Genomic DNA, 23,387 nt, shown 5'->3' on the forward strand with positions numbered 1-23,387 from the left:
AGATATCATCGCCTGCTCACCAAAATACGGAATATCAGCAGGTGGGACACCAGCAGCAACGGCACCAGGAAAGTGGGGAGAAAGTACGCGGCCCCGAACTGGCCGGGCGCCAGGCCGGAAGCGCCGGCCTGGTAAAAGGCGTTAAACAGGTCCAGGCTACCCCACAGATTGAAGACCCAGGCAAACGCATATCCCGCCCGGCTGCGTAATGACGCCAGGGCCAACAGGGCAAGTAGCGCCGCCAGCAGGTCGCCCCAGGCGGCGCTGTGGGCGAACCGCAAGGGCAGATCGGCCGACACCACGCCCGGCACCAGGAACGACATGCCGATGAAGCGAAACGCGTGCATGGCCAGCAAGGGCCGCAGCGCGTCGGCGAAGGAGCGCTGCCGCAGCTGCGGCCACACATAAAGCGCGCCGAACACGGACCAGGCCAGCAGTCCGAACGCGACACCAATTCCAAAGACAATTCTTGTATCCATCGCAGCCTCCGTTTCCATACGCCTGAAGTCTAGCGGGCTTGCGGCGGCTGATAAACCGATATACGCTGCATGCACCTTGACGTCCTCCCCGTCCTAAAGCACGGGGATTCCTACATCTAGCGTCGCACGTCCGCGACGGAGAATGTTCAACGCAGCATTGAGATCGCGATCATGTACGCAACCACAATCACTACATTGCCACTCTCTTATTCCAAGGCCTGCGATACCTTTCGGCCTCGAACCGGGCAAGGCGCCGCAATTCGAACAGGTTTGGGAGGTAAATCTTTCATTCGCTTCTACGAACCATGCGCCATGCTTAACGGCCTTGTACGCCAGTTTGTTTCGGAAGGACGACCAGCCGGCATCGAGAACGGACTTCGCCATGCTGGTCTTGGCAAGTCCGGCGGCGCTCACATTGCCCACCGCGATGTAGTCGAACTCACGCACCAGACGGCTCGACAATTTATGGTGAAAATCGTTTCTGCAATTGGCTATCTTGGCGTGGATCGCTCTCACCCGGCGCTTCTTGCGCGCACGCTGGGCGACAGCAAGCGCTTGTTCCATACCGCGGTAAATCCGCTGCGCCTCGATTTTCTCGCCAGTGGACAGCGTCGCGAAGTCTTTCAGTCCAAGGTCAATTCCCACCCCTCGCACCGGCGCGCGCGCGTGAGCGGCCGTCGCATCAACTTCAATCACGATGTTGAGAAACCAGTTACCCCGGCTGTCGCGGGAAAAATTCGTACCGTCCTTGATCTTGCCTTCCGGGAGCGGGCGACTGTTAAACACGCGAAACGTATTGCCGGCGAACCGGAACGCATCACCTTCGCGTTTCAGTTCGCGCCCCTTGAGCGGAACCCATCCGAGGTTCTTTTTGCCTCGGTAGCGCAAAAAAGGGCGCTTTTTCTGCGCTCTCGACTTGGCGTATTGCTCGCAAACCGCATTGATCGTGCCCGAGTGCAGGCCCAGTTCCTTGCTGCTGCCTTGCGTAAGCTTGTTCAGGTCGAAACCTGTGTGCCAACGACGACCAAACCGCAGAGCGTCTTTCTGCCTGTCGTTGCAAAAATTCCAGACGAAATTGCACGCCCGGCTTTGCTTGTTCAGCAAGCCGATCAGCGACTTCACTCGGTAACGATAGACCAAAATCATACTGTGATTATATACAGTTATCTTAACCAAAGGGCGACGACTGCTTTGCAGTCGGCTCCTTTCACTCCCCGCCCTGAAGGACGGGGTTTCTCGGAGCAAATCTGATGATGTTTTCGCTGCGCGCACGTGTGTCCATGTTTGCCATGCTGCTCGCCATCGCCTGCGCGCCAGTGATGGCGGCGCCGATCAATGTCGCGACCTACAACCTTCGCTACAACAATGCCGGCGACGGCGCCAACGCCTGGCCGGCGCGCAAGGAGATGGTCAAGTCGCTGATCCGCTACCACGAGTTCGATATCTTCGGCACCCAGGAAGGCCTGGCCGATCAAATCGCCGATCTGGCCCAGATGGAGGAATTCGACCATGTCGGCGTTGGCCGTGACGACGGCAAGAGCGCCGGCGAACATTCAGCGATCTATTTTCGCAAGCGCCGTTTCGCCTTGCAGGGCAAGGGCGACTTCTGGTTGAGCGAAACGCCGGACCGCCCCTCGTTCGGCTGGGACGCGACCTGCTGCCACCGGCTGGCGTCGTGGGCGCGCCTGCGTGACCGGAGCAACGGCCGCTCGTTCTTCGTCTTCTCTGTCCATTTCGATCACCAGGGCGAACAGGCCCGACGAGCTTCCGCCGACCTGGTGTTGCGCAAAATGGCCGAGATCACCCGTGGCGCACCGGCTATTTGTGTCGGCGACTTCAACTCGACGCCGGAAACGGTGCAGATACAGACCATGGCCAAGGCCATGCGCGACGCCTTCCGGGTCAGTGCGGCGCCGCCATATGGCCCCATCGGCACCTTCAACGACTTCCACCTGGACGCGGCGATGACGGAGCGGATCGACTACATCTTCGTCGACCGCCATTTCGACGTGCAAAAATATGCGGTGTTAAGCGACTCGCTGGACCGGCGCTACCCATCCGACCATCACCCGGTGGTCGCACGGGTCATCCTCAAATAGGACTTGACCTTACCGCAGTGGGAAGGTGTAAGGTGTGCGAAGTTGCCTGTTTTAGAGAGACTGCTGTACCATTTAGCCGACCATGCGCCTATTCATTCGTTTCCTGCTCTGGATGTTAATAGCAGCCCTGCCGCTGCAAGGGACTGCTGTCGTCCTGATTCCGTGCGCTGCGTTGACAACGACTATGCAGGTGGCCAGCCAACCGGCGGCGAAAGCAGGGCACTGCGCACCTGCGAAATCGGATCAGCAGGCGTCCGGCGCGCATGGCAAGTGCAGTCATTGCGTCAGCTGCGTGGGTGCTTTGGCGCCACCCGCCGTGCCGTCCCTTGTGTTGCCCGCATCGGTATCCGGCGCCGGCTTCATCGCAGCCGACCCGTCGATGACCGCCTATATTCCCGCCACGCTGGAGCGTCCGCCGCGCCTGTCCTGACTTTGCCGACGCTGCGGGCTGGTCCCGCGTATCCGTAATTTTTCAGGAATTCTATGAAACACATCCCTATACTGCTACCCGCAGGACTTTCGCTCGTTCTGCTGACGGGGTGCGCCAGCCTGTCCAGTGACGGCGGGCTGAATGACGTCTCGCGGCTGACGCAAGAGCGCATTGGCCAGCCGGCCGGCTTCTCCCGCGACACCAATAATGACCGACAAGTAAGCACGCTGCTGGCGCAAACGCTGTCCCCGGAAACCGCGGTGCAGATCGCACTGCTCAACAGCCCCGCGCTCAAGGCTTCCTTTGCGGAGCTGGGCGTATCCGAGTCCGAGTTCGTCCAGGCGGGCCGCATGCGTAACCCCAGCCTGGGTTTCGGCCGCATACGCGGCGGCGGCGAGACCGAAATCGATCGCAGCGTGATGTTCGACATCGCCGGTCTGCTGACGTTGCCGGCCCGCTCGCGCATCGAACAGCGGCGCTTCGAACAGGCCAAGCTGCGCACCGCCGCGCAGGCCGTCCAGCTGGCGAGCGACACGCGGCGCGCCTACTACATGGCCGTGGCGGCAGCGCAATCGGCCGCGTTTGCGGATCAGGTACGGGGCGCCGCCGAAGCGTCGTCCGAGCTGGCGGAAAAAATGTCCAAGGCTGGCAACTGGAGCAAGCTGGATCAGGCCCGCGAGCGCGCCTTCTACCAGGATGCGTTGACGCAGCTGGCCCGTAGCCGCCACGAAGCGGTGGCCTCGCGCGAACAATTGATACGGCTTTTGGGCTTGTCCGGCGAGCAGCAGAGTTTCGTGCTGCCGGATCGTTTGCCCGATCTGCCGCCGCAACCGCGCGAGATGAACAACGCCGAAGCCCAGGCCTTGTCCCAACGGCTGGACATGTTGGCCGCGCGCCGTGATACCGAAGCCATGGCCGACGCCCTCGGCCTGACCAAGGCCACCGGCTTCATCAACGTGTTCGACGCCGGCTACGCCAACAAGAGCAGCATCGGGCTGCCGCGTGAAAACGGCTACCAGGTGACGTTTGAACTGCCGATCTTCGACTGGGGCAGCGCCAAGGTGGCGCGTGCGCAGGCGCAGTACATGCAGTCCGTGCACCGCGCTGCCGATACGGCGGTGCGCGCCCGCTCCGAAGTGCGCGAGGCGTATTCGTCCTACCGCACAACCTACGAGATCGCGCGCAACTACCGCGACGAGGTGGTGCCGCTGCGTAAAAAAATCTCCGACGAGGTCCTGCTGCGCTACAACGGCATGCTGGCCAGCGTGTTCGAACTGTTGGCCGACTCGCGCGAACAGCTCAACAGCGTCAACACCGCCATCGATACCCAGCGCGATTTCTGGATCGCCGAGACCCGCCTGCAAGCAGCCGTCAACGGCGGCAGCGCCAACGAAACAAGGATGAACCCATGACCTCACGTAGAGACTTCTTCAAAGGCGCGGGCGCCATCGCAGTCAGCGCGGCCGCCATCAGCAAGGCCGGCGCGGCGACGCTGCCGGAAGCGATGACGATGGATAATGCGAACACCCACGTGCCGCCGCCGCCGTCCAACGGCCGCCCGTTCAACCCGGTGGTGACGCTGAACGGCTGGTCGCTGCCGTGGCGGATGAATAACGGCGTCAAGGAGTTCCACCTGATCGCCGAGCCGGTGGTGCGCGAAGTGGCGCCCGGCATGAAGGCCAACCTGTGGGGCTACAACGGCCAGTCGCCCGGCCCGACCATCGAAGTGGTGGAGGGCGACCGGGTGCGCGTGTTCGTCACCAACAAGCTGCCGGAGCACACCAGCGTGCACTGGCACGGCCAACGCCTGCCGAACGGCATGGACGGCGTGACCGGGCTGACGCAGCCTGGCATCGAACCGGGCAAGACCTTTGTCTACGAGTTTGTCGCCAGGCGGCCCGGCACCTTTATGTACCATCCGCATGCCGACGAGATGACGCAGATGGCGATGGGGATGATGGGCTTCTGGGTCACGCACCCGAAAGACCATACGCAGTACGCGGTGGACCGGGACTTCGTGTTCCTGCTGAATGCCTACGACATTGATCCAGGCAGCTATACGCCCAAGACCAACACCATGTTGGACTTCAACCTGTGGACTTTCAACAGCCGCGTATTCCCCGGCATCGACTCGATGCCGGTGCGGCAGGGCGACAAGGTGCGCATCCGCGTCGGCAACCTGACCATGACCAACCATCCGATCCACATCCACGGCCACGAATTCCACGTCACCGGCACCGATGGCGGTTGGACGCCACCAGCTTCGCGCTGGCCGGAAGTGACGACCGATGTCGCGGTCGGCCAGATGCGGGCGATCGAGTTCATCGCCACCGATCCGGGCGACTGGGCTTTCCACTGCCACAAGGCGCACCACACCATGAACGCCATGGGCCATAACGTGCCGACCATGATAGGGGTGGACCACAGCGGCATCGCCGAAAAGATCAACAAGATCGTACCGGACTACATGACCATGGGCGACAAGGGTGGTTCGATGGGCGGCATGCAGATGCCGCTGCCGGAAAACACGCTGCCGATGATGTCGGGCGATGGCCCGTTTGGCGGCGTGGACATGGGCGGCATGTTCACCGTGGTCAAAGTGCGCAAGGAGCAGAAGCGCGGCGACTACACGGACCCGGGCTGGTACAAGCACCCACCGGGCACGCAGGCCTACGAATGGACCGGCGCCTTGCCGGAACCAGCACGCAAATATACCGCCGGCGGCCAGTCCATGCCGGCATTGAACCAACCGGACGTTGAGCTGACCGTGCGCAAGCCGAGCGGCCATAGCGGACATTAAGGAGAAAACAGATGAAAACATTACAAACCATGCTGGCATCGGCGATCGTCGTGACAGCCACGCTGGCCGCGCCGTTCGCCGCCGCCCACGCAAGCCTGAAGAGTTCCGATCCGGCGGCCAATGCCGTGCTGGCCGCGGCGCCGAAGGCGATCGCGCTCACGTTCAACGAAAAGGTGGAGCCGGCCTTCAGCAGCATCACGTTGACGGATGCGGGAGGCCAAGTAGTTGTCGGCGCTGACAAAGCCAAGGCAACCGTTGACGAGGCCAATCCAGCGATCCTGCGACTGGTCTTGCCGCAGCTGCCGGCTGGCTCCTACACGGTCGGCTGGGCGGTCGCGGGCCATGACGGCCATCGCCGCAAAGGCGATTTCACGTTCACGGTCAAATAATGGGGGCTGGCTACGATGCGGTGTGGCTGCTGCAAATCAGCTCTGCATTCCTGCTGGTGTGCGGCTTCAGCTGGCTGGCCGGTTCCTGGTGTGCGCGGCGCTGGCTGCCGTCCGGTATTGATGTACGGTTGCACTCCTTCGATTTGCTGGCGGCCGGCGTTGCCGTAGTCGCCAGCGTTCTGTCGTTGCTGGCGGCAACCGCCGTCATGGGCGGCACTGGCCTGTTGGAAGCATGTAGCATGTTCTGGATGATGGTCACCAGCACGGCTTACGGCCTGACCTGCTGCGCCGCCATCGCTGCGCTGCTTGTGGTGTTGGCGCTGCGCTGGCCGCGGGGCCGGTCGGCGGGGCGCGAGATGGCCGTTGCGGCGGCCATGCTGGTGTTTGCGGTCACGCGCGCCTCCATGGGACATGCAGGCGAGGAGGGCATCTGGACTATGCCGATGGCGGCGGAGTCCATCCATTTGTCGGCGATCGCGGTTTGGGTCGGCGTGGTGGCGGTGTCTGGCTGCTGCGTGCTGTCGGCGCAGATGTCGGCGGCCGACAGGAACCGGTATCTGGATTGGATGTCGCGTGCCGCGATGGGAGCCGTTATTGCCATCGTTGTCACCGGCATTTACAGTGGTTGGCATCGCGTCGGCAACGCCGGGAATTTGATTAATACCGTTTACGGCATTATCTTGCTGGGCAAGATCGCCCTGGTGCTGGCTGCCATCGGCATCGGCGGCTATAACAAATTCATTGGTTTGCCAGCCGCCTCGCGTTCGTACCAGGGTGTAGTCACGGTGCGGCTGGCATTGCGTATCGAGATGGCGCTGCTGCTTGGCGCCATACTGGCCGCCGCCATCCTCACCTCCCAACAGCCACCGTCAGCGCTCTGACGGCGGCCGCTGTCTCTACAGGGACTTCAGGAAAGCCAGCAAGGCATCGCGATCAGCCTTCGACAAATTCTCGAAGCGTTGACGCGATTTTTCGGCCTCGCCGGCGTGCCACATGACAGCCTCGGTCAGGTTGCGCGCGCGGCCGTCGTGCAGGTAGCCGACCTTGCTGCTGTTGCCCATCACCTTGTCCGTATATCCTATGCCCCACAGTGGCGACGTGCGCCACATGCCGCCCTTGGCCTGGCCTTCGACGAACTTGTCGGCCAGCCCCGTGCCCATGTCGTGCAGCAGCAGGTCGGAGTAGGGACGGATGGTCTGGTTGCGAAGCTCTGCAAACAGGTGGCCGGAACCAGTCTTCATTTCCGCGGTGTGGCAAGCCACGCAGCGCATACCCTGGAACAGTTTGGCGCCGGCGGCGACTTGCTGGGCATCGACGCGATGTTCATCCAGCGGAGCCACGCCTTTCGGGAAGCCGCTCGGTATGCTGCGCTGGGCCGGTACCGCCACCAGCGACAGATAACGCGAGATCGATTGCAGGTCGGCTTCCGAGATGCCTTTCTGCGTGCCGCCGGCGGCGCAGCCGGTTGGGCCGGTGGCGCAGGCGCGGTTGGGGTAGACCGGTGAAGTGACCGCCATGTCCAGCAGCAGTGCTTCGCTGGCCTGGTGGCGCAGTGTGGACTTGCCGGCCTTCCAGCCGAAGCGCCCCAGGCGCACAGCGCCCGTTTCCGGTTCGTAGACATAGTTGGCCACGCCGACCACGCCATCGGCGTCCGGCGCGGTGCGGGCGCGGGCGATGAGGTCCGCTTCCGGTATGGCTTCCAGCAGGCCGGCGCCTATCATCGGCTGGGCGGCGCGCAGCGAGTAGATGTCCGGCGCAGGCCCCTCGAAGGCCAGCGTAGGCTTGCGCAGTTCGACTGTGGTGCCGTCGGCCAGCTTGACGGTGCGGGATTCGAAGCCGCCCACGCTAACGGTGCTGCCCCAATTCTGCGGCGCGCCGCTGGCCGATACCGCGTTCATCTGGATGGCGGTGCCGTACAGCGCGTGCGGCAGTTGCTGGCCTTGGGCATTGGTCGTCGCCACGCGGATGGCCATGTTGTCGAGCTTTTGGTTGATGGCGGTCGGCGCCGCGCTGCGGCCGTTGTTGACGTGGCAGGCGATGCAGGCGGACTGGTTGAAGCGCTGTCCCTGCAAACCCACGGCCGGCAGGTAGCGGTCGTTGCCCGGTTCGTTGTGGTCGCCGGTGGTGAAGTTGGTGTGCACCAGGCGGCGGCCTTCAACAAAGCGCTGCATATTCTGCATGCCGATGTTGTTGTGCGGCTGCTGGAACATGAACAGGCCGTTGTCCGAGTAGTTGTACGACACCGAGCCCTGGCCGCCGGACAGCGTTTCCTCCGGCAGCGGCACCGAGTTCAAACGCGGTTGCACGCCGTACCACGGCTTGAGGCCGGCGCCGACCACGTAGGTCCACTCGTAGGAGTAGTAGCGTATGCCGCCGGTGTCGCCGTTGGCGGTCATGGATGCGGTGGTGGAGAACATCGACGGCGAGACTTCGATGATATCGCCGGTCACCAGCGGACGTGCCGGCACGTTCTGGCCGTTGGGCATGCCGTTGGCGTCGAGCGCGCCGTGGCCTGGATAGTCCCGGATGCGCAGCGTGCAGGGACCGTTGATGCCGTCGACGCTGGCCAGCTTGCCGGCGGCGGGGAAGGCCACCGGATTGCAGACGGGGACGTTGCGGTCCACCAGTTCCCCCGGCGCCATCCAGCCATAGCCGGTTACGCCGGGGCGGTCGAAGCCGCGGAAGAAGGCGATGCCGCCGGACAGGAAGTCGACCGTGGTGTACTGGTTGACGATCAGCACCGGCTTGGTCACGCCCGGTACGCGGCTGTTGTCGATGATCTCCACGCCCCAGGTACGGTTCTTGAAGTAGTTCGACACGAAGGTCAGGTAGTTGCCCGGGCCCTTGTCGAGCGGCAGGCCGGTGGCCGGATCGACGGTTTCGTTCGGACCGTAGCCGATCTCGTTCCACTCTTCGCCGCGCTCGCGGCCGTGGCGGGCCAGGCCGCGCGCGCCGAAGCGGGTGACCAGGGTGCCGTCGGGCAGCGTGAATTGCAGCGTTTCGAGCGGTTGCGTGGCGGCGGGCAAGGGCGCCCAGCCGGCGCCGCTGGCCGGGTATTTCAGCGGCGAGGTGGTGGTGCTGGACAGCGTATTGTCGCTGCCCGGCGTCTTGAATTCGACTTCGTACAGCGAGTAGCCGTACTGGGTGGCGCGCGCCACGCCTTGCAGGCGGATGTAGCGGGCGTTGATGCCGAGGTTGTAGAACTCTTCGGTGCCGCCCTGGCCGGCGCCGACGTAACGCACCTGCGACCAGGCCTGGCCGTCGTCGGACACGCGCAGCGCGTACTGCTTGCCGTAGGCGTTCTCCCATTGCAGCTTCATGTAGCCGACCTGGGTCTTGGCGCCGAAGTCGAACTGGATCCAGGCGCCGTCTTCGGCGGTGCTGGCCCAGCGGGTGGTGGCCTTGCCGTCGATGGCCATGCTCGCCGACAGGCCGCCGTTCTCCACCGCCGACGAGGTCGCCGCCAGCGGTTTGATGGCCACGCCTGGCTTGCTCGGGTCGATCACCACGGGTGGCGTGTTGTCCACCGGCGGTGTTGTAACCGGCGTGCCGGTGTAAGCCTGGATTTCAAAGATCGAATAGCCGTACTGGCTGGAGCGCTTGAGGCCTTGCACGCGCAAGTAGCGGCCCTGGCCGGTCAGGCCGATCCAGTCTTCAATGCCGCCCTGGCTGTTGTCGACGGTCTTGATCGTGGTCCAGGTCGCGTTGTCGTCGGACACTTGCAGCTGGTATTGGGCGGCATGCGCGTTTTCCCAGGCGATGTGGACACGGCTGATGGTTTGAGACGTGCCGAAGTCCAGCGTCAGGGTCTGGTCGTCGCTGAAACCGCTGCTCCAGCGGGTGCTGTCGTTATGGTCGATGGCCGCAGCCGCGGACAAATCGCCCCGTTCGGACGAACTGGCCGTGGCGTTGATTGGCGTCAGCGCAGTTTCGGCCGAGGCGGCGGCGCCACCCTGGAGCCTCATCGCGCTGAGCATGCGCGCCGCTTGCGGTGTGGCGGCCTGTTCGCCACCACCGCCGCAAGCGGCCAGCAGTAGCGACAACGCTACGGGGAGACCCGCTAGCGCTAGATTCCTGCAACGATTATTCATGGTGCGTCCTTCGGTCCTGATTCGTGGTGGCGAAAATCGGAGGGCGTGGAAGCGATTCCACATCCGGGCGTGGCTTTCCTGTCGGGTACTGCGATTCAGTTAAGGTTGGGCTTGCTGGGTGGGTGCAGATGAAACTCGCCCGGATTAAGTTTTATGAAAACTTTCAATAGGGCAATGATTGTGAAGATATCCCGAGTCGTCAGACATGTCAAGCGTGCGCGCCACGCACCGTTGCACGGCGCGCGTCCGGCTTAGATTTTGACGCCGACGATGACGCTGGACGCCTTGAAGGCCGCGGTTGCAGTCTTGCCAGCGGCGAGGCCCAGGCTTTGCACACTGTCGTTGGTGATGATGGCGGTGATGACGGTGCCGCTGCCCAGGGTCAGGATGACTTCCGAGTTGACCGCGCCCTTGATCACTTCGCTCACGGTGCCGCTCAGCTGGTTGCGGGTCGACAGGCGTATGCCCGTGGTGTCGGTCAGCAGGATGACGGACGAAGCCTTGATCAGCGCGAAGGCGTCCGAGCCGGCTTGCAAGCCCAGGGATTCGGTGCTGCTGTGGGTCAGGATGGCGACGATCACTTGGCCGTCGGGCAAGGTAATGGCGACTTCGTCATTCACTGCGCCGCGTTGGATGGCCGAGACTTTGCCGCTCAGTTGGTTGCGGGCACTGGTAAACATGTTTTCTCCTTGATGGTGGTGTGGTTCAAGGGCGTTATGTTATCCGATAAGCATGATTGGCGGCAGGGCAAATGCTTACAGTTGCTATAGCCGGGGCGGCATAGCGGCACCGGCGCGGCGTCCCCATTTTTTCGCTTGACTATTCATAACCCGATGGCTATGATTCAATCCATAACTTAGTGGCTATGAATTGAAATGACAAACTCCCATGACGAGCTGTTTCGCGCGCTTGCCGATCCCACCCGGCGGGCCATCTTCGAACAGCTATGCACAGGCGGCGAACAAACCGTAGGGGTGTTGACCACCCATGCGCAGGTGTCGCAACCGGCGGTGTCCAAGCATCTGGCCGTGCTGAAGCAAGCCGGGCTGGTGCGGGACCGGCATGCGGGACGCCAAACCCACTATAGCGCGCAGCTGAAGGCGCTGACCCCGCTGTTGGACTGGACCAGCCAGATGAGCCGCTTCTGGGATGGCAAGTTCGACGATCTTGATGACCTACTCAAAAGGATGGATCAATAATGAACGATATCGCACACCAACTCCGCACCGTCGTCGTCGAACGGGAGTTTTCACATCCGCCGGAAAAACTGTGGCGGGCGCTGACCCAGCCGCATCTGATCGAAGCCTGGTTGATGAAGAATGACTTTCTGGCCGTGTCGGGCCATCACTTTAATTTCCGCGCGGACTGGGGCACGGTCGATTGCCAGGTGATGGAAGTCGAACCGCAAAAGACGCTTGCCTACACCTGGAACGCGCTGGGTCTGGAAAGCGTGGTGACGTGGACGCTGGCCGCCACCGCGACCGGCACCCATTTGCGGATGGAACAAACCGGCTTCCGTCCGGACCAGGAGCAGGCCTACCAAGGCGCCCAGTATGGCTGGCCGCATTTCTTCAACTCGCTGGAACAGGTGGTGGCGCAAGACGCCGCAGCTTCACATTAATTTACAAAAACTACATAAACCAGCATCGCAGTCCCCTTAAAGTCGTCCCCGGCATGCGGAATAAACCTCATGCCTTAGACCAGAAAAGGGGACACCATGCACCACTCTGCAATGACCTTGGCTGACCAGCAGCACCGGTCGTCGGCCCGCACCGCCGGGTTGGCGATCGCCGCCGCAACGATATTATCGACCCTCTTTGTCGCGCTGGACCAGGGCGCGACCGGCACCACACCGCAGGAGATCATGGCCAGCATGGCGGCCATGCGGCCGATGAAGTCGCTGGTGCATGCGGTGGCGATCGCCAGCGTGCTGGCCTATGCCTTCGGCTACGCCAGCCTGGCGACCCGGCTGGATGTGCGGCGGCCGCTGGTGCTGGCCAGTTTGACGACGTATCTGATCGGCTGCGTGGCGATGATAGGCGCGACCACGCTCGACGGTTTTGTCAGCGGCGACCTGGCCGTGATGTTCGCCGGCGCCTCGCCCGACAGTGCCAAACAGGGCTACAACATGATCGCTTTCATAGGTGTCGCCTTGACCGATCTGGCGCGGGTGGGCTGGGTGCTGCAAGCGGCGGCCGGAATAGGGTGGTCGCTGGTGTTGCTGGGCGGTCGCGGACTTCAGCGGGGCGTGGGGCTGCTTGGACTGCTGTCAGGCGCGCTGGTGGTGGGCACCGTCATTGTGGTTGGCGCCAATATGAGCCTGGCGGCCATACTCAGCATCCTGGTGGCGCAGGCGGTCTGGAACCTGGCGGCGGCGTTGCTGCTGGTACGCAATAAGTTCGTTGCGACTGTTCATGCCGGCGGCGGCGCACCGTTCCCGGCCTGAGCGTGTTCAACGGCCTTTGCTGCAAGGCGAGAAGGGCGGATAATGGCGGATTATTTTGCGCAAAAATTGGAATTTACCCATGGAAATTAAGGTCAACTTTCTCGATAAGCTACGCCTGGAAGCCAAGTTCGACGACTTCACGGTCATCGCCGACCAGCCTATCCGCTACAAGGGCGATGGCTCGGCGCCGGGGCCGTTTGACTATTTTCTGGCCTCGTCGGCCTTGTGCGCCGCCTATTTTGTGAAGTTGTATTGCTCGACACGCAATATTCCGACCGACAATATCCGCCTGTCGCAGAACAATATCGTTGATCCGGAAAACCGCTACCAGCAGATTTTCAAGATCCAGGTTGAGTTGCCGAGCGATATCTCCGACAAGGACCGCGAAGGCATCTTGCGGTCGATCGACCGTTGCACGGTGAAAAAAGTGGTCCAGGCCGGCCCCGAGTTTGTCATCGAGGCGGTGGACAATCTGGACGCCGATGCCCAGGCCTTGCTGATGCTGAACCCGGCTTCCGAGGCCAGCACCTACATTGCGGGCAAGGACCTGCCGCTGGAGCAGACCATCGCCAATTTGTCGGGCCTGCTGGCGGGTCTGGGCATCAAGATTGAGATCGCATCGTGGCGCAACATCGTGCCCAATGTGTGGTCGCTGCATATCCGCGATGCGCATTCGCCGATGTGCTTTACCAACGGCAAGGGCTCGACCAAGGAAAGCGCGCTGGCGTCGGCCTTGGGTGAGTATATCGAACGACTGAGCAACAATCACTTCTACGCCGGCACATTCTGGGGCGAGGACATCGCGCAGGCGGCGTTTGTGCACTACCCGAACGAACGCTGGTTCAAGCCTGGCCGCAAAGATGCGCTGCCGGCGGAAATTCTGGATGAGTACTGCCTGGAAATCTACAATCCGGATGGCGAGCTGCGCGGCTCGCATCTGTATGACACCAATTCCGGCAATGTGGAGCGTGGCATCTGCTCGCTGCCGTATGTGCGGCAGTCGGATGGCGAGGTGGTGTATTTCCCGTCCAACCTGGTCGAAAACCTCTTCGTCAGCAATGGCATGAGCGCCGGCAATACCCTGGTCGAAGCCCAGGTCCAGTGCCTGTCGGAGATTTTCGAGAGGGCGGTTAAACGCGAAATTCTGGAAGGTGAAATCGCGCTGCCGGATGTGCCGCAGGAAGTGCTGTCGAAATATCCCGGCATTCTAGCCGGCATACGCGGTTTGGAAGAACAGGGCTTCCCAGTGCTGGTGAAGGATGCGTCGCTGGGCGGCGAGTATCCGGTGATGTGCGTGACCTTGATGAATCCGCGCACCGGCGGCGTGTTCGCCTCGTTCGGCGCACACCCGAGCCTGGAAGTGGCACTGGAACGCAGCCTGACGGAGTTGCTGCAAGGCCGCAGTTTTGAAGGCCTGAACGATTTGCCACGGCCTACCTTTGTCAGCAACGCCGTGACCGAGCCCAACAACTTTGTCGAGCACTTCATTGACTCGAGCGGCATCGTCTCGTGGCGCTTCTTCAGCGCCAAGGCGGACTACGAATTTGTCGAGTGGGATTTCTCCGGTCACGGTGAAGACTCGAATGCCGAGGAGGCTGCGACCCTGTTCGGCATCCTCGAAGGCATGGGCAAGGAAGTGTACGTGGCGGTGTATGACCAGCTGGGTGCTGCCGCCTGCCGCATCCTGGTGCCGGGCTATTCGGAAGTCTATCCGGTGGAAGATCTGATCTGGGATAACACCAACAAGGCATTGAAGTTCCGTTCCGATATCTTGAACTTGCATCGCCTGGATGATGCCAGCCTGGAAGCGCTGATCGAGCGTTTGGAAAACAGCGAACTGGATGAATACTCCGATATCGCCACCTTGATCGGCGTCGAATTCGACGAGAACACGGTCTGGGGCCAATTGACGGTGCTGGAGTTGAAGCTGCTGATCCAGCTCGCCTTGCAGGATTTTGAGGCGGCGCAAGAATTGGTGGAAGCCTTCCTGCAATACAACGACAACACGCTGGAGCGCGGCTTGTTCTACCAGGCCTTGAACGTGGTGCTGGAGGTGATCCTGGACGACGACCTGGAACTGGATGACTACCTGGTCAATTTCCGCCGGATGTATGGTGATGCGCGGATGGACGCGGTGATCGGCTCAGTGGACGGCAGCGTGCGCTTCTTCGGCTTGACGCCGACCAGTATGAAACTGGAGGGGCTCGACCGGCATCAGCGCCTGATCGACAGTTACAAAAAATTGCATGTGGCGCGCGCCAAGGCGTCGGCTGCGTCCAGCTAGGCCAACTGTCGTACGCGTATCAAAGCGGTACGGGTACGACGGCGTGTTCCTGGATGCGCATGGCATCCTCGTGCAGCGTGAATTCCAGCGCCTTGCTGCCCTCGTCACATTCTGCGATGAGCCTGGACAACGGGCCTAGAAATGCACGAAACTCTACGCCTGTGCACGTGGGGAGATAGATGGTGAGCACGCGCGGGTCGTAGTAGCGAAAGGCTAGTACTTTCCCGTCTTCCGTCTGTACGCGCAGGAATTTCTTCAGATGAAGGCGCTGCTCGGCCAGCGTGACGTCAGCCTTGGCGACGGTGAAGATGCCCCATGCCTTACCCCAGCCGCGCTTCAGCAGTTCGGTGGTCGCCGGCGAGTCTGCGGGCAAATGCACGAGATAGGGGGCTGCAGCCTGTAGCCGGGGGTGAATCTGTCCCGAAAACAGGCAGGCATGTTCCAAGCCACTGGCACGGACTAGTGTAACGATGTCAGGATCGCGCGCTCCATCGAGTATCCAATGGACGTGCCAGCCTTCCAGCTCGGTGTTATCAGCCCAGAGCTTATCGATCAGGGGCTGCAGTGTGACGTCATTCATCCGAAGACTCCTGAATTGCTCGCATTTTCTCGCAAATCTCGCAGAATGGTGCTCCATTGTGCGCAGCCTTTTCCAATGTATCAGCCTGTGCAATCTGATTTGCTTCGGCTTCCGCCGACTGTTGTGCTGCCTTGCGCGCTGCCTCGCATACCTCGCAAAATGGCGTGCCATCCTTGGCGGCCGTCTCCAGCGCTTCCGCCTGCGCAATCTGGTCAACATCGGTCGCCGATAATTCCGATGCAACGATAGGTGGGGCGTCGCTGGTCTCCGCTGTGGTCGTTGCCGCCGCTGGTTCCGGTACTGGCGGTGGCATGACGGACGTTGCGTCAGTTAGCAGCGGCAGGGCGGCCAAAGCAGCATCTGTCGTGCCGGCAGTTGTTGGAGCGATCAGCCGCCCAGGGGCGCCCAGGCGGGTATTTTCTTCCACGATCACCACGGCGCCCGTTGCCATGCGCCGCGCCAGCGCATGCTGCCAACCGTCCACGCCCGAATGCGCGCCGGCCAATGACGGGCCCGAGCGTTGCAGGATCGATTTGAGTTCGGAGCGCGCACCTGGCTCGCCCAGCCAGTAGCGCAAATAGTCGAAAGCGTCGACCTCAGAAACAAAGCGCCGCCGGGTGCCCATCGGCTGTGGTCGGTCCGATCCGTCCAGGCCGGAAGAAGCGTACTCGGGTCGCTCCGTGGATTGGTAGAACAGCGCGCGTGCCGGATGGCGCCAGAGGCTAGCAAGCGGATGCTGCATAAGCTGGAATCCCGACTTTGAAATCGATTCGACACACTTTCTTGATTGTCAATGATATACCAAAATCAATGTCGTGGCTCCGACCGGGATATTTTAGTTCGATCTGAAACTCTTCGCATAATTTATATTATGTCAAATTTAATCCATCACTTATGTCGCCTCTTACGGACAAACCGTCCGGCGTCCGGTGAAGTAAAAGTGCCCGATTAACGGAAGTAAAAAGGCTGGCGGAATCTCGCCCGAGGCCAAAATCGCGATGAGCGCCTCTTTTCCGGGGCATCGACCGTTGGGGACACATCGGCGATGCCGGGCCGCATATCAACAGCCTGGTGCCATTGCCGCGCTCCCTGTTCGATGCCGCAGGTGTCCCGTTCGCGCAGGAGTACTGCGGCCATTCGCTGCGACGCGGCTGCGCCAACTGGGCCAGGTACTTGACACCACATGTGAACCAACATACGCTAACCGGACCATCAACATCGCTTTCCCCATGAAGACCTCCCGATCCACGCGCCTTCTGACGGCCATCGTCGCGCTGCTCAGCATGCTGTATATGCAGCTTGCCATGGCGTCGTACGTGTGCCCGGGCGCGCCGGCGGGAAGCCAGGATGACGCCGCAGCGACCCAGGCCACCATGGCCGGCATGCCAAACTGCCAGGGCATGGATCCCGGACAGCCCCAGCTCTGTGATCTGCACGCGCATGGCGAACCCGCCAAGCAGCCGCTCGACAAGTCACCGGCGGCGGACGTGCCGCCATTCGCGCCGAGCGCGCTGATATTGGAACTGCGGCATATCGACACTGGCTTGTAGTCCGACACACCGTCTTACCGGTCGATCGCCCTGGCGCGCTCGACCGCCCCGCCCATCGCCATCCGCAACTGCTGTTTCCGCATTTAATCCCCCAGACCGCCTAGTTCGTCATCGCGTCGCCGAGGCTGGCGAGCGCAATGTTGTCCATCGCATTCTGGAGGTTCCATGTCATCCCCGCAATTCGTGCGTTTTCATGCGCGCACTGGCAGTCCACGCACCTGGTCGGTGATCGGTGTCGCCCTCGCCTTCCTTGCCGCAGAGCCCGCAGCGCCGGCGCAGTCCCAACCGCTGACGCTGGGGCAGGCCCAACAACAAGCAGTCGCCCGCTCGCGCCAGATGAGCGCCCTGGATCAAGCGGCTGCGGCGTCGCTTGAGATGGCGGTCGCGGCCGGCCAGCTGCCCGACCCCGTCCTCAAGGTCGGCATCGACAATCTGCCGGTCAGCGGCGCCGATCGGCTCAGTCTGGGCAATGATTTCATGACCATGCGCCGTGTCGGCGTGTCGCAGGAATGGACGCGCGCCGACAAATTGCGCTGGCGCTCGGCGCGGTTTGAACGCGAGGCGGACAAGGCCCAGGCTGAAAAGGACGTTGCCATCGCCGCGATCCAGCGCGACACCGCGCTTGCCTGGCTGGAGGTGTTTTACACGGGACAGATGGCCGAGGCCGTCGCACAGCAGGCGGCCACGTCGCGCCAGGAGATCGAAGCCGCCGAGGCGGCCTACCGCGGTGGGCGCGGCGGCCAGTCCGACATCCTCGCGGCCCGCGCCGCCCTGCTCACGCTCAATGACCGGGGCAGCGAGATAGGCGGCCGGCTGCGTGTCGCCCAGACCAGGCTGGCCCGTTGGACCGGCGGCGAGAGCACCGTTGCCGGAGCGCCCGACGTCGACAGCATCCGCCTGGATCCCGCCTCACTCGACCCCGCCCTCGCCCACCACCCGCAGATCGCGGTGTTGAACCGGCAAGAGGACATCGCGCTGGCGGACGTCAATCTGGCCCAGGCCAACCGACGCACCGACTGGAGCGTGGAGGTCGCGTTCCAACAGCGCGGCTCGGCTTATTCGAACATGGTGTCGATCGGGATTTCGGTGCCGCTGCAATGGGACAGGAAGAACCGGCAGGACCGGGAACTGGCCGCCAAGCTCGCGCAGGTCGAGCAGGCCAAGGCCGAGCGCGACGAGATGCAGCGCGACCACGTCGCCGAGACACGCACCCTGATCGTCGAGTGGCAGAGTGGAAAGGAGCGGGTTTCCCGGTACAACCGCGAAGTGCTGCCGCTGGCCGGTGACCGCAGCCAGGCGACGCTGGCCGCCTACCGCGGCGCCAAGGCGACGCTGGCCGAAGTGCTGGCGGCAAGGCGCAACGAGGCGGAGATGCGTCTGCAGGCGCTCCAGCTGGAGCTCGATACCGCGCGGCTATGGGCGCAACTGAACTTCCTCTTTCCAGACGGCGAAATGGTCAAGCATGCGGCCATGAATCATCAACAGGAATCCCAATGAAGAACAAGAACATACCCGCGCTGCTGCTCGCGATCTCCGTCGCCGCCGGCGGATACGCCGCCTACCGGTTCGGCCTGCACCAGGGCATGCAAGCGATGCCGGCAGTCACCGGCACAGCAGCGGCTTCCGCCGCCGCGACCGCCAAGAAGCCACTCTATTGGCACGACCCGATGGTGCCAGGCCAAAAGTTCGACAAGCCCGGCAAGTCGCCGTTCATGGACATGCAACTGGTGCCGGTCTATGCCGGCGCTGATGACGACGACGGTGCCGTCACCATCAGCCCCCGCGTGCAGCAGAACCTGGGCGTACGCACGGCGCTGGTCACCACGGGCAGGCTGCCTTCCGGCGTCGCCGCGGTCGGCAGCGTCGCCTACAATGAACGCGACGTGGCGGTGGTCCAGGCCCGCAGCAATGGATACATCGAGCGCCTGCATGTGCGCGCGCCGCTCGACCCGGTCAAACAGGGACAGCCGCTGGCCGAGCTGTACATCCCCGACTGGATCGCGGCGCAGGAAGACTACCTGGCCGCCCGCCGCATGCAGGGAGGCGACACCACATCGCTGGTCGACGGCGCCCGCCAGCGCATGCGGCTCGCCGGCATGTCCGAGGCGCAGATCCGGCTGGTCGAATCGAGCGGCAAGGTGCACCCTCGCATCACCGTCTCCGCGCCTGTCGGCGGCGTGGTCGCCGAGCTGGGCGCGCGCGAAGGCATGACGGTGGCGCCGGGGGCGCTGCTGTTCCGCATCAACGGCCTGTCCACGGTGTGGGTGAACGCGGACGTGCCCGAGAACCTGGCGGCCAAGGTGCGGGCGGGCGACGCGGTCGAGGCGCGAACCCCGGCGCTGCCGGGAAGCGTCTTCAAGGGCAAGGTCGGCGCGGTCTTGCCGGAGGTGACCGCTGCCACGCGCACGCTCAGGGCGCGCATTGAACTGGCGAACACCGGCGGACAACTCGTGCCTGGCATGTTCGCCACGATCACCTTCGCGTCCAATCGCGGCGCCGACGTGCTGCTGGTGCCGTCGGAGGCGGTGATCCAGACCGGCACGCGCAGCGTCGTGATACTGGCGCAGGATGGCGGAAAGTTCCAGCCCGTCGAGGTGGAGCCGGGAGGCGAAGGCAATGGCATGACAGAGATCCGCAAGGGTCTGGCCGCCGGGCAGAAGATCGTCCTGTCGGGCCAGTTCCTGCTCGATTCCGAGGCCAGTCTGAAGGGGACGGCGACCCGGATGGGCGACGCCCAGTCGTCCGCTCCCATCGCCCCGCTGCAAAGGGGCGCGATGAGCATGGGGTTCAAGACGCCGCCGGCGGGCCTGCCGCGCAATGTCGGCGTGGGCGACCGCGTCGCCTTCGACCTCCGACAGCGCCAGGACGGCACCTCCCAGGCTCCCGCGGGAGTCAAGCAATGATCGCGAAACTGATACGCTGGTCGATCGTCAACCGCTTCCTGGTCCTGCTGGCGACCGTGTTCATCGGCGCGTGGGGTGTGTGGTCGCTGGCGCGCACGCCGCTCGACGCGATTCCCGACCTCTCGGACGTACAGGTGATCATCCGCACCACCTATCCGGGCCAGGCGCCGCAGATCGTGGAGAACCAGGTGACCTACCCGCTGACCACCACCATGCTGTCGGTGCCCGGCGCGAAAACCGTGCGCGGCTATTCCTTCTTCGGCGACTCCTTCGTCTACATCCTGTTCGAGGACGGCACCGATCCCTACTGGGCCAGGTCGCGCGTGCTCGAATACCTGAACCAGGTGCAAGCGCGCCTGCCGGCGCAGGCGAAGACGGCACTCGGCCCGGACGCGACCGGCGTCGGCTGGATCTATGAATACGCGCTGGTCGACCGCAGCGGCAAGCTCGACCTGTCACAGCTGCGCGCCTACCAGGACTGGTTCCTGAAGTTCGAGCTGAAGGCGGTGCCCAACGTTTCCGAGGTGGCCAGCGTCGGGGGCATGGTGCGCCAGTACCAGATCGTGCTGGACCCCGACAAGCTGCGCACCTATGCCATCCCGCACGGCAAGGTGATCGAGGCGGTGCGGCGGGCCAATCTGGAGACCGGCGGCTCGGTCATGGAGCTGGGCGAGGCGGAATACATGGTGCGCGCGTCGGGCTACCTGCGGACGCTGGACGACTTCCGGAGCATTCCGCTGATGACGAGCGATGCCGGGGTCCCGGTACGCCTGGGCGACGTGGCGCGGGTGCAGCTGGGCCCGGAGATGCGGCGCGGCATCGCCGACCTCGACGGTCAGGGTGAAGTCGCCGGCGGCGTGATCGTCATGCGCTCGGGGAAGAACGCGCTGGAAACCATCGAAGCGGTCAAGGCCAAACTGGCCAAGCTCAAGGCAGGCTTGCCGGCCGGCGTCGAAATCATCCCCGTGTACGACCGGTCCAACCTGATCAAACGCGCGGTCGACAATCTCCAGCACAAGCTGATCGAGGAGTTCATCGTCGTCGCCCTCGTGTGCGCGGCATTCCTGTTTCATATCCGCTCGGCGCTGGTGGCCATCGTGTCCCTGCCGCTGGGCATCCTGATCGCCTACATCGTCATGTCCTACCAGGGCGTGAACGCCAACATCATGTCGCTGGGCGGCATCGCGATCGCCATCGGCGCCATGGTCGACGCGGCCGTCGTGATGATCGAGAACGCCCACAAGCACATCGAGGCGTGGAATCACGCCCACCCCGGCCAGAAGCTGGCCGGCGAAGCCCAATGGACGGTGATCGGCGACGCGGCGGCCGAAGTCGGCCCGGCGCTGTTCTTCTCGCTGCTGATCATCGTGCTGTCCTTCATTCCGGTATTCACGCTGGAGGCGCAGGAGGGGCGATTGTTCGCGCCGCTGGCCTTCACCAAGACGTACGCGATGGCGGCGGCCGCCGGGCTGGCGGTGACATTGATCCCCGTGCTGATGGGCTACCTGGTACGCGGACGCATTCCCGACGAGCAGAAAAACCCGCTGAACCGGTGGCTAATCGCGCTCTACCGGCCGTTGCTGGAGATTGTGCTGCGCCATCCCAAGGCCACGCTGGTCGCGGCCGGCCTGATCGCGCTCCTGACGGCCTGGCCGATGGCGCGCCTGGGCGGAGAGTTCATGCCGCCGCTCGACGAGGGCGACCTGTTGTACATGCCGTCCGCCCTGCCCGGCATGGGCGCCGGCAAGGCGGCGCAGCTGCTGCAGCAGACTGACCGGCTGATCAAGACCGTGCCGGAGGTGCAAACCGTGTTCGGTAAGGCCGGCCGGGCCGAGTCCGCCACCGATCCGGCACCGCTGGAGATGTTCGAGACGACCATCCAGTTCAAGCCGCGTGACCAGTGGCGGCCCGGCATGACCACCGACAAGCTGGTTGCCGAGCTGGACCGCATCGTCAAGGTGCCCGGCCTGTCCAACATCTGGGTGCCGCCGATCCGCAACCGCATCGACATGCTGGCCACCGGCATCAAGAGTCCCGTCGGCGTCAAGGTGGCCGGCGCGAACCTGCGGGAGATCGACCGCATCACCGGCGAGATCGAACGGGTCGTCAAGGGCGTGCCTGGCGTGTCGTCCGCGCTGGCGGAGCGGCTCAACGGCGGCCGCTACGTCGACATCCATATCGACCGCGACGCGGCGGCGCGCTTCGGCCTGAACATCGCGGACGTGCAGAGCATCGTGTCGAGCGCCATCGGCGGCGACAATATCGGCGAGACGGTCGAGGGATTGCAGCGCTTTCCGATCAATGTGCGGTATCCACGCGAAGTGCGCGACTCCGTCGAAAAATTGCGCGAGCTGCCGATGCTGACCGAACGCGGCGCCCAGATCCGCCTTGGCGATGTGGCCACGATCGGCATCAACGACGGACCGCCCATGCTCAAGAGCGAGAACGCGCGCCTGTCGGGCTGGGTGTATGTCGACATCCGGGGCCGGGATCTGAGCTCCGCGGTGCACCAGATGCAGCAGCTGGTCGCCAAGGAGGTCGCGCTGCCGGCCGGCTACTCGGTGTCCTGGTCCGGGCAGTTCGAATACCTGGAACGCGCGACCGCCAAGCTCAAGATCGTCGTGCCCATGACCTTGCTGATCATCTTCGTGCTGCTGTACCTGACCTTCAAGCGCGTCGACGAGGCGGCACTGATCATGGCGACGCTGCCGTTCGGGCTGGCCGGCGGCATCTGGTTGCTGTGGGCGCTGGGACACAACCTGTCGGTCGCCAGCGGCGTCGGCTTCATCGCGCTGGCGGGCGTATCGGCCGAATTCGGCGTGATCATGCTGCTGTACCTGAAGCACGCGTGGGAGGCGCGGCTGGCGAAAGGTCCGGCAGGCGAGGCCGAGCTGCTGGACGCCATTCGGCAAGGCGCCGTGCTGCGGGTCCGGCCGAAGGCGATGACGGTGGCCGTGATCATCGCCGGCCTGGTGCCGGTCATGATTGGTTCGGGCACCGGCTCCGAGGTCATGCAGCGCATCGCGGCGCCGATGGTCGGCGGCATGATCACCGCGCCCCTGCTGTCGATGTTCGTGGTGCCGGCCGTGTATCTGCTGTTACGGCGCAGGAATTTTTCATCACCCGCCAACCGACACCAGGGGTGATCGTTCATAAAAAGCGTCGCCGCGCAAGAGCGCGGTATCGCTGCCATAGCCGCACCTCAATCGCTCTTCTTTTGAGTGACCATGCGCGCATGGTCACGGCCGGACATTGTCTATCCCGGCAGTCCCTCCTATCCAGCGGCAATATTGACATTAATCTTAGATTGAATGGTATTCTATGACCATTTCATCC

19 protein-coding genes are annotated in these 23,387 nt (G+C 63.3%); 13 read left to right on the forward strand and 6 right to left on the reverse strand.

What is annotated here, in order from left to right; all coding sequences use genetic code 11:
• Positions 1–5: 5 nt before the first annotated feature.
• Both AC07OK_RS06110 and AC07OK_RS06115 read right to left on the reverse strand, forming a co-directional pair.
• Entirely contained in the window at positions 6–479 is a 474-nt protein-coding gene (locus AC07OK_RS06110; protein ID WP_494689455.1) for a DUF8737 domain-containing protein, read from the reverse strand.
• A gap of 93 nt (positions 480–572) precedes the next feature.
• Complete coding sequence (locus tag AC07OK_RS06115; protein ID WP_494689456.1) at positions 573–1,625, reverse strand: RNA-guided endonuclease InsQ/TnpB family protein; 1,053 nt, start codon at positions 1,623–1,625, stop codon at positions 573–575.
• Between the two features lie 104 nt (positions 1,626–1,729).
• Here AC07OK_RS06115 and AC07OK_RS06120 point away from each other — a divergent pair, with 104 nt between their 5' ends.
• From AC07OK_RS06120 to AC07OK_RS06140, 5 genes are all read left to right on the forward strand, one after another.
• Positions 1,730–2,578 carry an endonuclease/exonuclease/phosphatase family protein gene (locus AC07OK_RS06120; protein WP_494689457.1) on the forward strand — a complete coding sequence of 283 codons (849 nt, stop codon included), beginning with the start codon at positions 1,730–1,732 and terminating at the stop codon, positions 2,576–2,578.
• Positions 2,579–3,061: 483 nt separating this feature from the next.
• The gene (locus AC07OK_RS06125; RefSeq protein WP_494689458.1) at positions 3,062–4,420 is read left to right on the forward strand and encodes a TolC family protein; all 1,359 of its coding nucleotides are present in this window, start codon (positions 3,062–3,064) and stop codon (positions 4,418–4,420) included.
• Positions 4,417–5,808: a multicopper oxidase family protein gene (locus AC07OK_RS06130; RefSeq protein ID WP_494689459.1), complete on the forward strand. Its 1,392-nt coding sequence runs from the start codon at positions 4,417–4,419 to the stop codon at positions 5,806–5,808. The genes AC07OK_RS06125 and AC07OK_RS06130 overlap by 4 nt, the downstream gene beginning before the upstream one ends.
• Before the next feature lie 11 nt (positions 5,809–5,819).
• Positions 5,820–6,197, forward strand: coding sequence for a copper homeostasis periplasmic binding protein CopC (gene copC, locus AC07OK_RS06135; RefSeq protein ID WP_494689460.1), 378 nt, complete (start codon positions 5,820–5,822; stop codon positions 6,195–6,197).
• Positions 6,197–7,078: a copper resistance D family protein gene (locus AC07OK_RS06140; RefSeq protein WP_494689461.1), complete on the forward strand. Its 882-nt coding sequence runs from the start codon at positions 6,197–6,199 to the stop codon at positions 7,076–7,078. The genes copC and AC07OK_RS06140 overlap by 1 nt, the downstream gene beginning before the upstream one ends.
• A 15-nt stretch (positions 7,079–7,093) precedes the next feature.
• On the opposite strand, the gene AC07OK_RS06145 is transcribed toward AC07OK_RS06140, so the two are convergent.
• Both AC07OK_RS06145 and AC07OK_RS06150 read right to left on the reverse strand, forming a co-directional pair.
• The gene (locus tag AC07OK_RS06145) at positions 7,094–10,288 is read right to left on the reverse strand and encodes a di-heme oxidoredictase family protein (RefSeq protein ID WP_494689462.1); all 3,195 of its coding nucleotides are present in this window, start codon (positions 10,286–10,288) and stop codon (positions 7,094–7,096) included.
• Between the two features lie 251 nt (positions 10,289–10,539).
• Positions 10,540–10,968, reverse strand: coding sequence for a TOBE domain-containing protein (locus tag AC07OK_RS06150; RefSeq protein ID WP_494689463.1), 429 nt, complete (start codon positions 10,966–10,968; stop codon positions 10,540–10,542).
• 195 nt (positions 10,969–11,163) lie between these two features.
• On the opposite strand from AC07OK_RS06150, the gene AC07OK_RS06155 reads away from it, so the two are divergent.
• The 4 genes from AC07OK_RS06155 (at position 11,164) to AC07OK_RS06170 (ending at position 15,018) form a co-directional block, all read left to right on the forward strand.
• A complete protein-coding gene (locus AC07OK_RS06155; protein ID WP_217945272.1) occupies positions 11,164–11,487 on the forward strand; it encodes an ArsR/SmtB family transcription factor in 324 nt (107 codons plus the stop codon).
• Entirely contained in the window at positions 11,487–11,909 is a 423-nt protein-coding gene (locus AC07OK_RS06160) for an SRPBCC family protein (protein WP_494689464.1), read from the forward strand. The genes AC07OK_RS06155 and AC07OK_RS06160 overlap by 1 nt, the downstream gene beginning before the upstream one ends.
• Before the next feature lie 96 nt (positions 11,910–12,005).
• Positions 12,006–12,734 (forward strand): hypothetical protein, encoded by a 729-nt coding sequence (locus tag AC07OK_RS06165; RefSeq protein ID WP_494689465.1) that lies wholly within the window; start codon positions 12,006–12,008, stop codon positions 12,732–12,734.
• 79 nt (positions 12,735–12,813) lie between these two features.
• Complete coding sequence (locus tag AC07OK_RS06170; protein ID WP_494689466.1) at positions 12,814–15,018, forward strand: OsmC domain/YcaO domain-containing protein; 2,205 nt, start codon at positions 12,814–12,816, stop codon at positions 15,016–15,018.
• A 19-nt stretch (positions 15,019–15,037) separates the two neighbouring features.
• Here AC07OK_RS06170 and AC07OK_RS06175 read toward each other — a convergent pair whose 3' ends face one another.
• Together AC07OK_RS06175 and AC07OK_RS06180 are read right to left on the reverse strand one after the other, a co-directional pair.
• Complete coding sequence (locus AC07OK_RS06175; RefSeq protein WP_494689467.1) at positions 15,038–15,598, reverse strand: DUF4123 domain-containing protein; 561 nt, start codon at positions 15,596–15,598, stop codon at positions 15,038–15,040.
• Entirely contained in the window at positions 15,591–16,340 is a 750-nt protein-coding gene (locus AC07OK_RS06180; protein WP_494689468.1) for a hypothetical protein, read from the reverse strand. The genes AC07OK_RS06175 and AC07OK_RS06180 overlap by 8 nt, the downstream gene beginning before the upstream one ends.
• Positions 16,341–16,827: 487 nt before the next feature.
• Between AC07OK_RS06180 and AC07OK_RS06185 the strand changes: the two genes are divergently transcribed.
• The 4 genes from AC07OK_RS06185 (at position 16,828) to AC07OK_RS06200 (ending at position 23,197) form a co-directional block, all read left to right on the forward strand.
• Positions 16,828–17,148, forward strand: coding sequence for a hypothetical protein (locus AC07OK_RS06185; protein WP_494689469.1), 321 nt, complete (start codon positions 16,828–16,830; stop codon positions 17,146–17,148).
• Between the two features lie 165 nt (positions 17,149–17,313).
• Positions 17,314–18,645, forward strand: a complete 1,332-nt coding sequence (locus tag AC07OK_RS06190) for a TolC family protein (RefSeq protein ID WP_494689470.1) — start codon at positions 17,314–17,316, stop codon at positions 18,643–18,645.
• Complete coding sequence (locus AC07OK_RS06195; RefSeq protein WP_494689471.1) at positions 18,642–20,051, forward strand: efflux RND transporter periplasmic adaptor subunit; 1,410 nt, start codon at positions 18,642–18,644, stop codon at positions 20,049–20,051. Before AC07OK_RS06190 ends, AC07OK_RS06195 begins: the two co-directional genes overlap by 4 nt.
• Positions 20,048–23,197, forward strand: a complete 3,150-nt coding sequence (locus tag AC07OK_RS06200) for an efflux RND transporter permease subunit (protein ID WP_494689472.1) — start codon at positions 20,048–20,050, stop codon at positions 23,195–23,197. Before AC07OK_RS06195 ends, AC07OK_RS06200 begins: the two co-directional genes overlap by 4 nt.
• Positions 23,198–23,387: the final 190 nt, after the last annotated feature.

It is taken from the genome of Duganella sp. GW821-FHT07G03 (genome assembly GCF_059418605.1).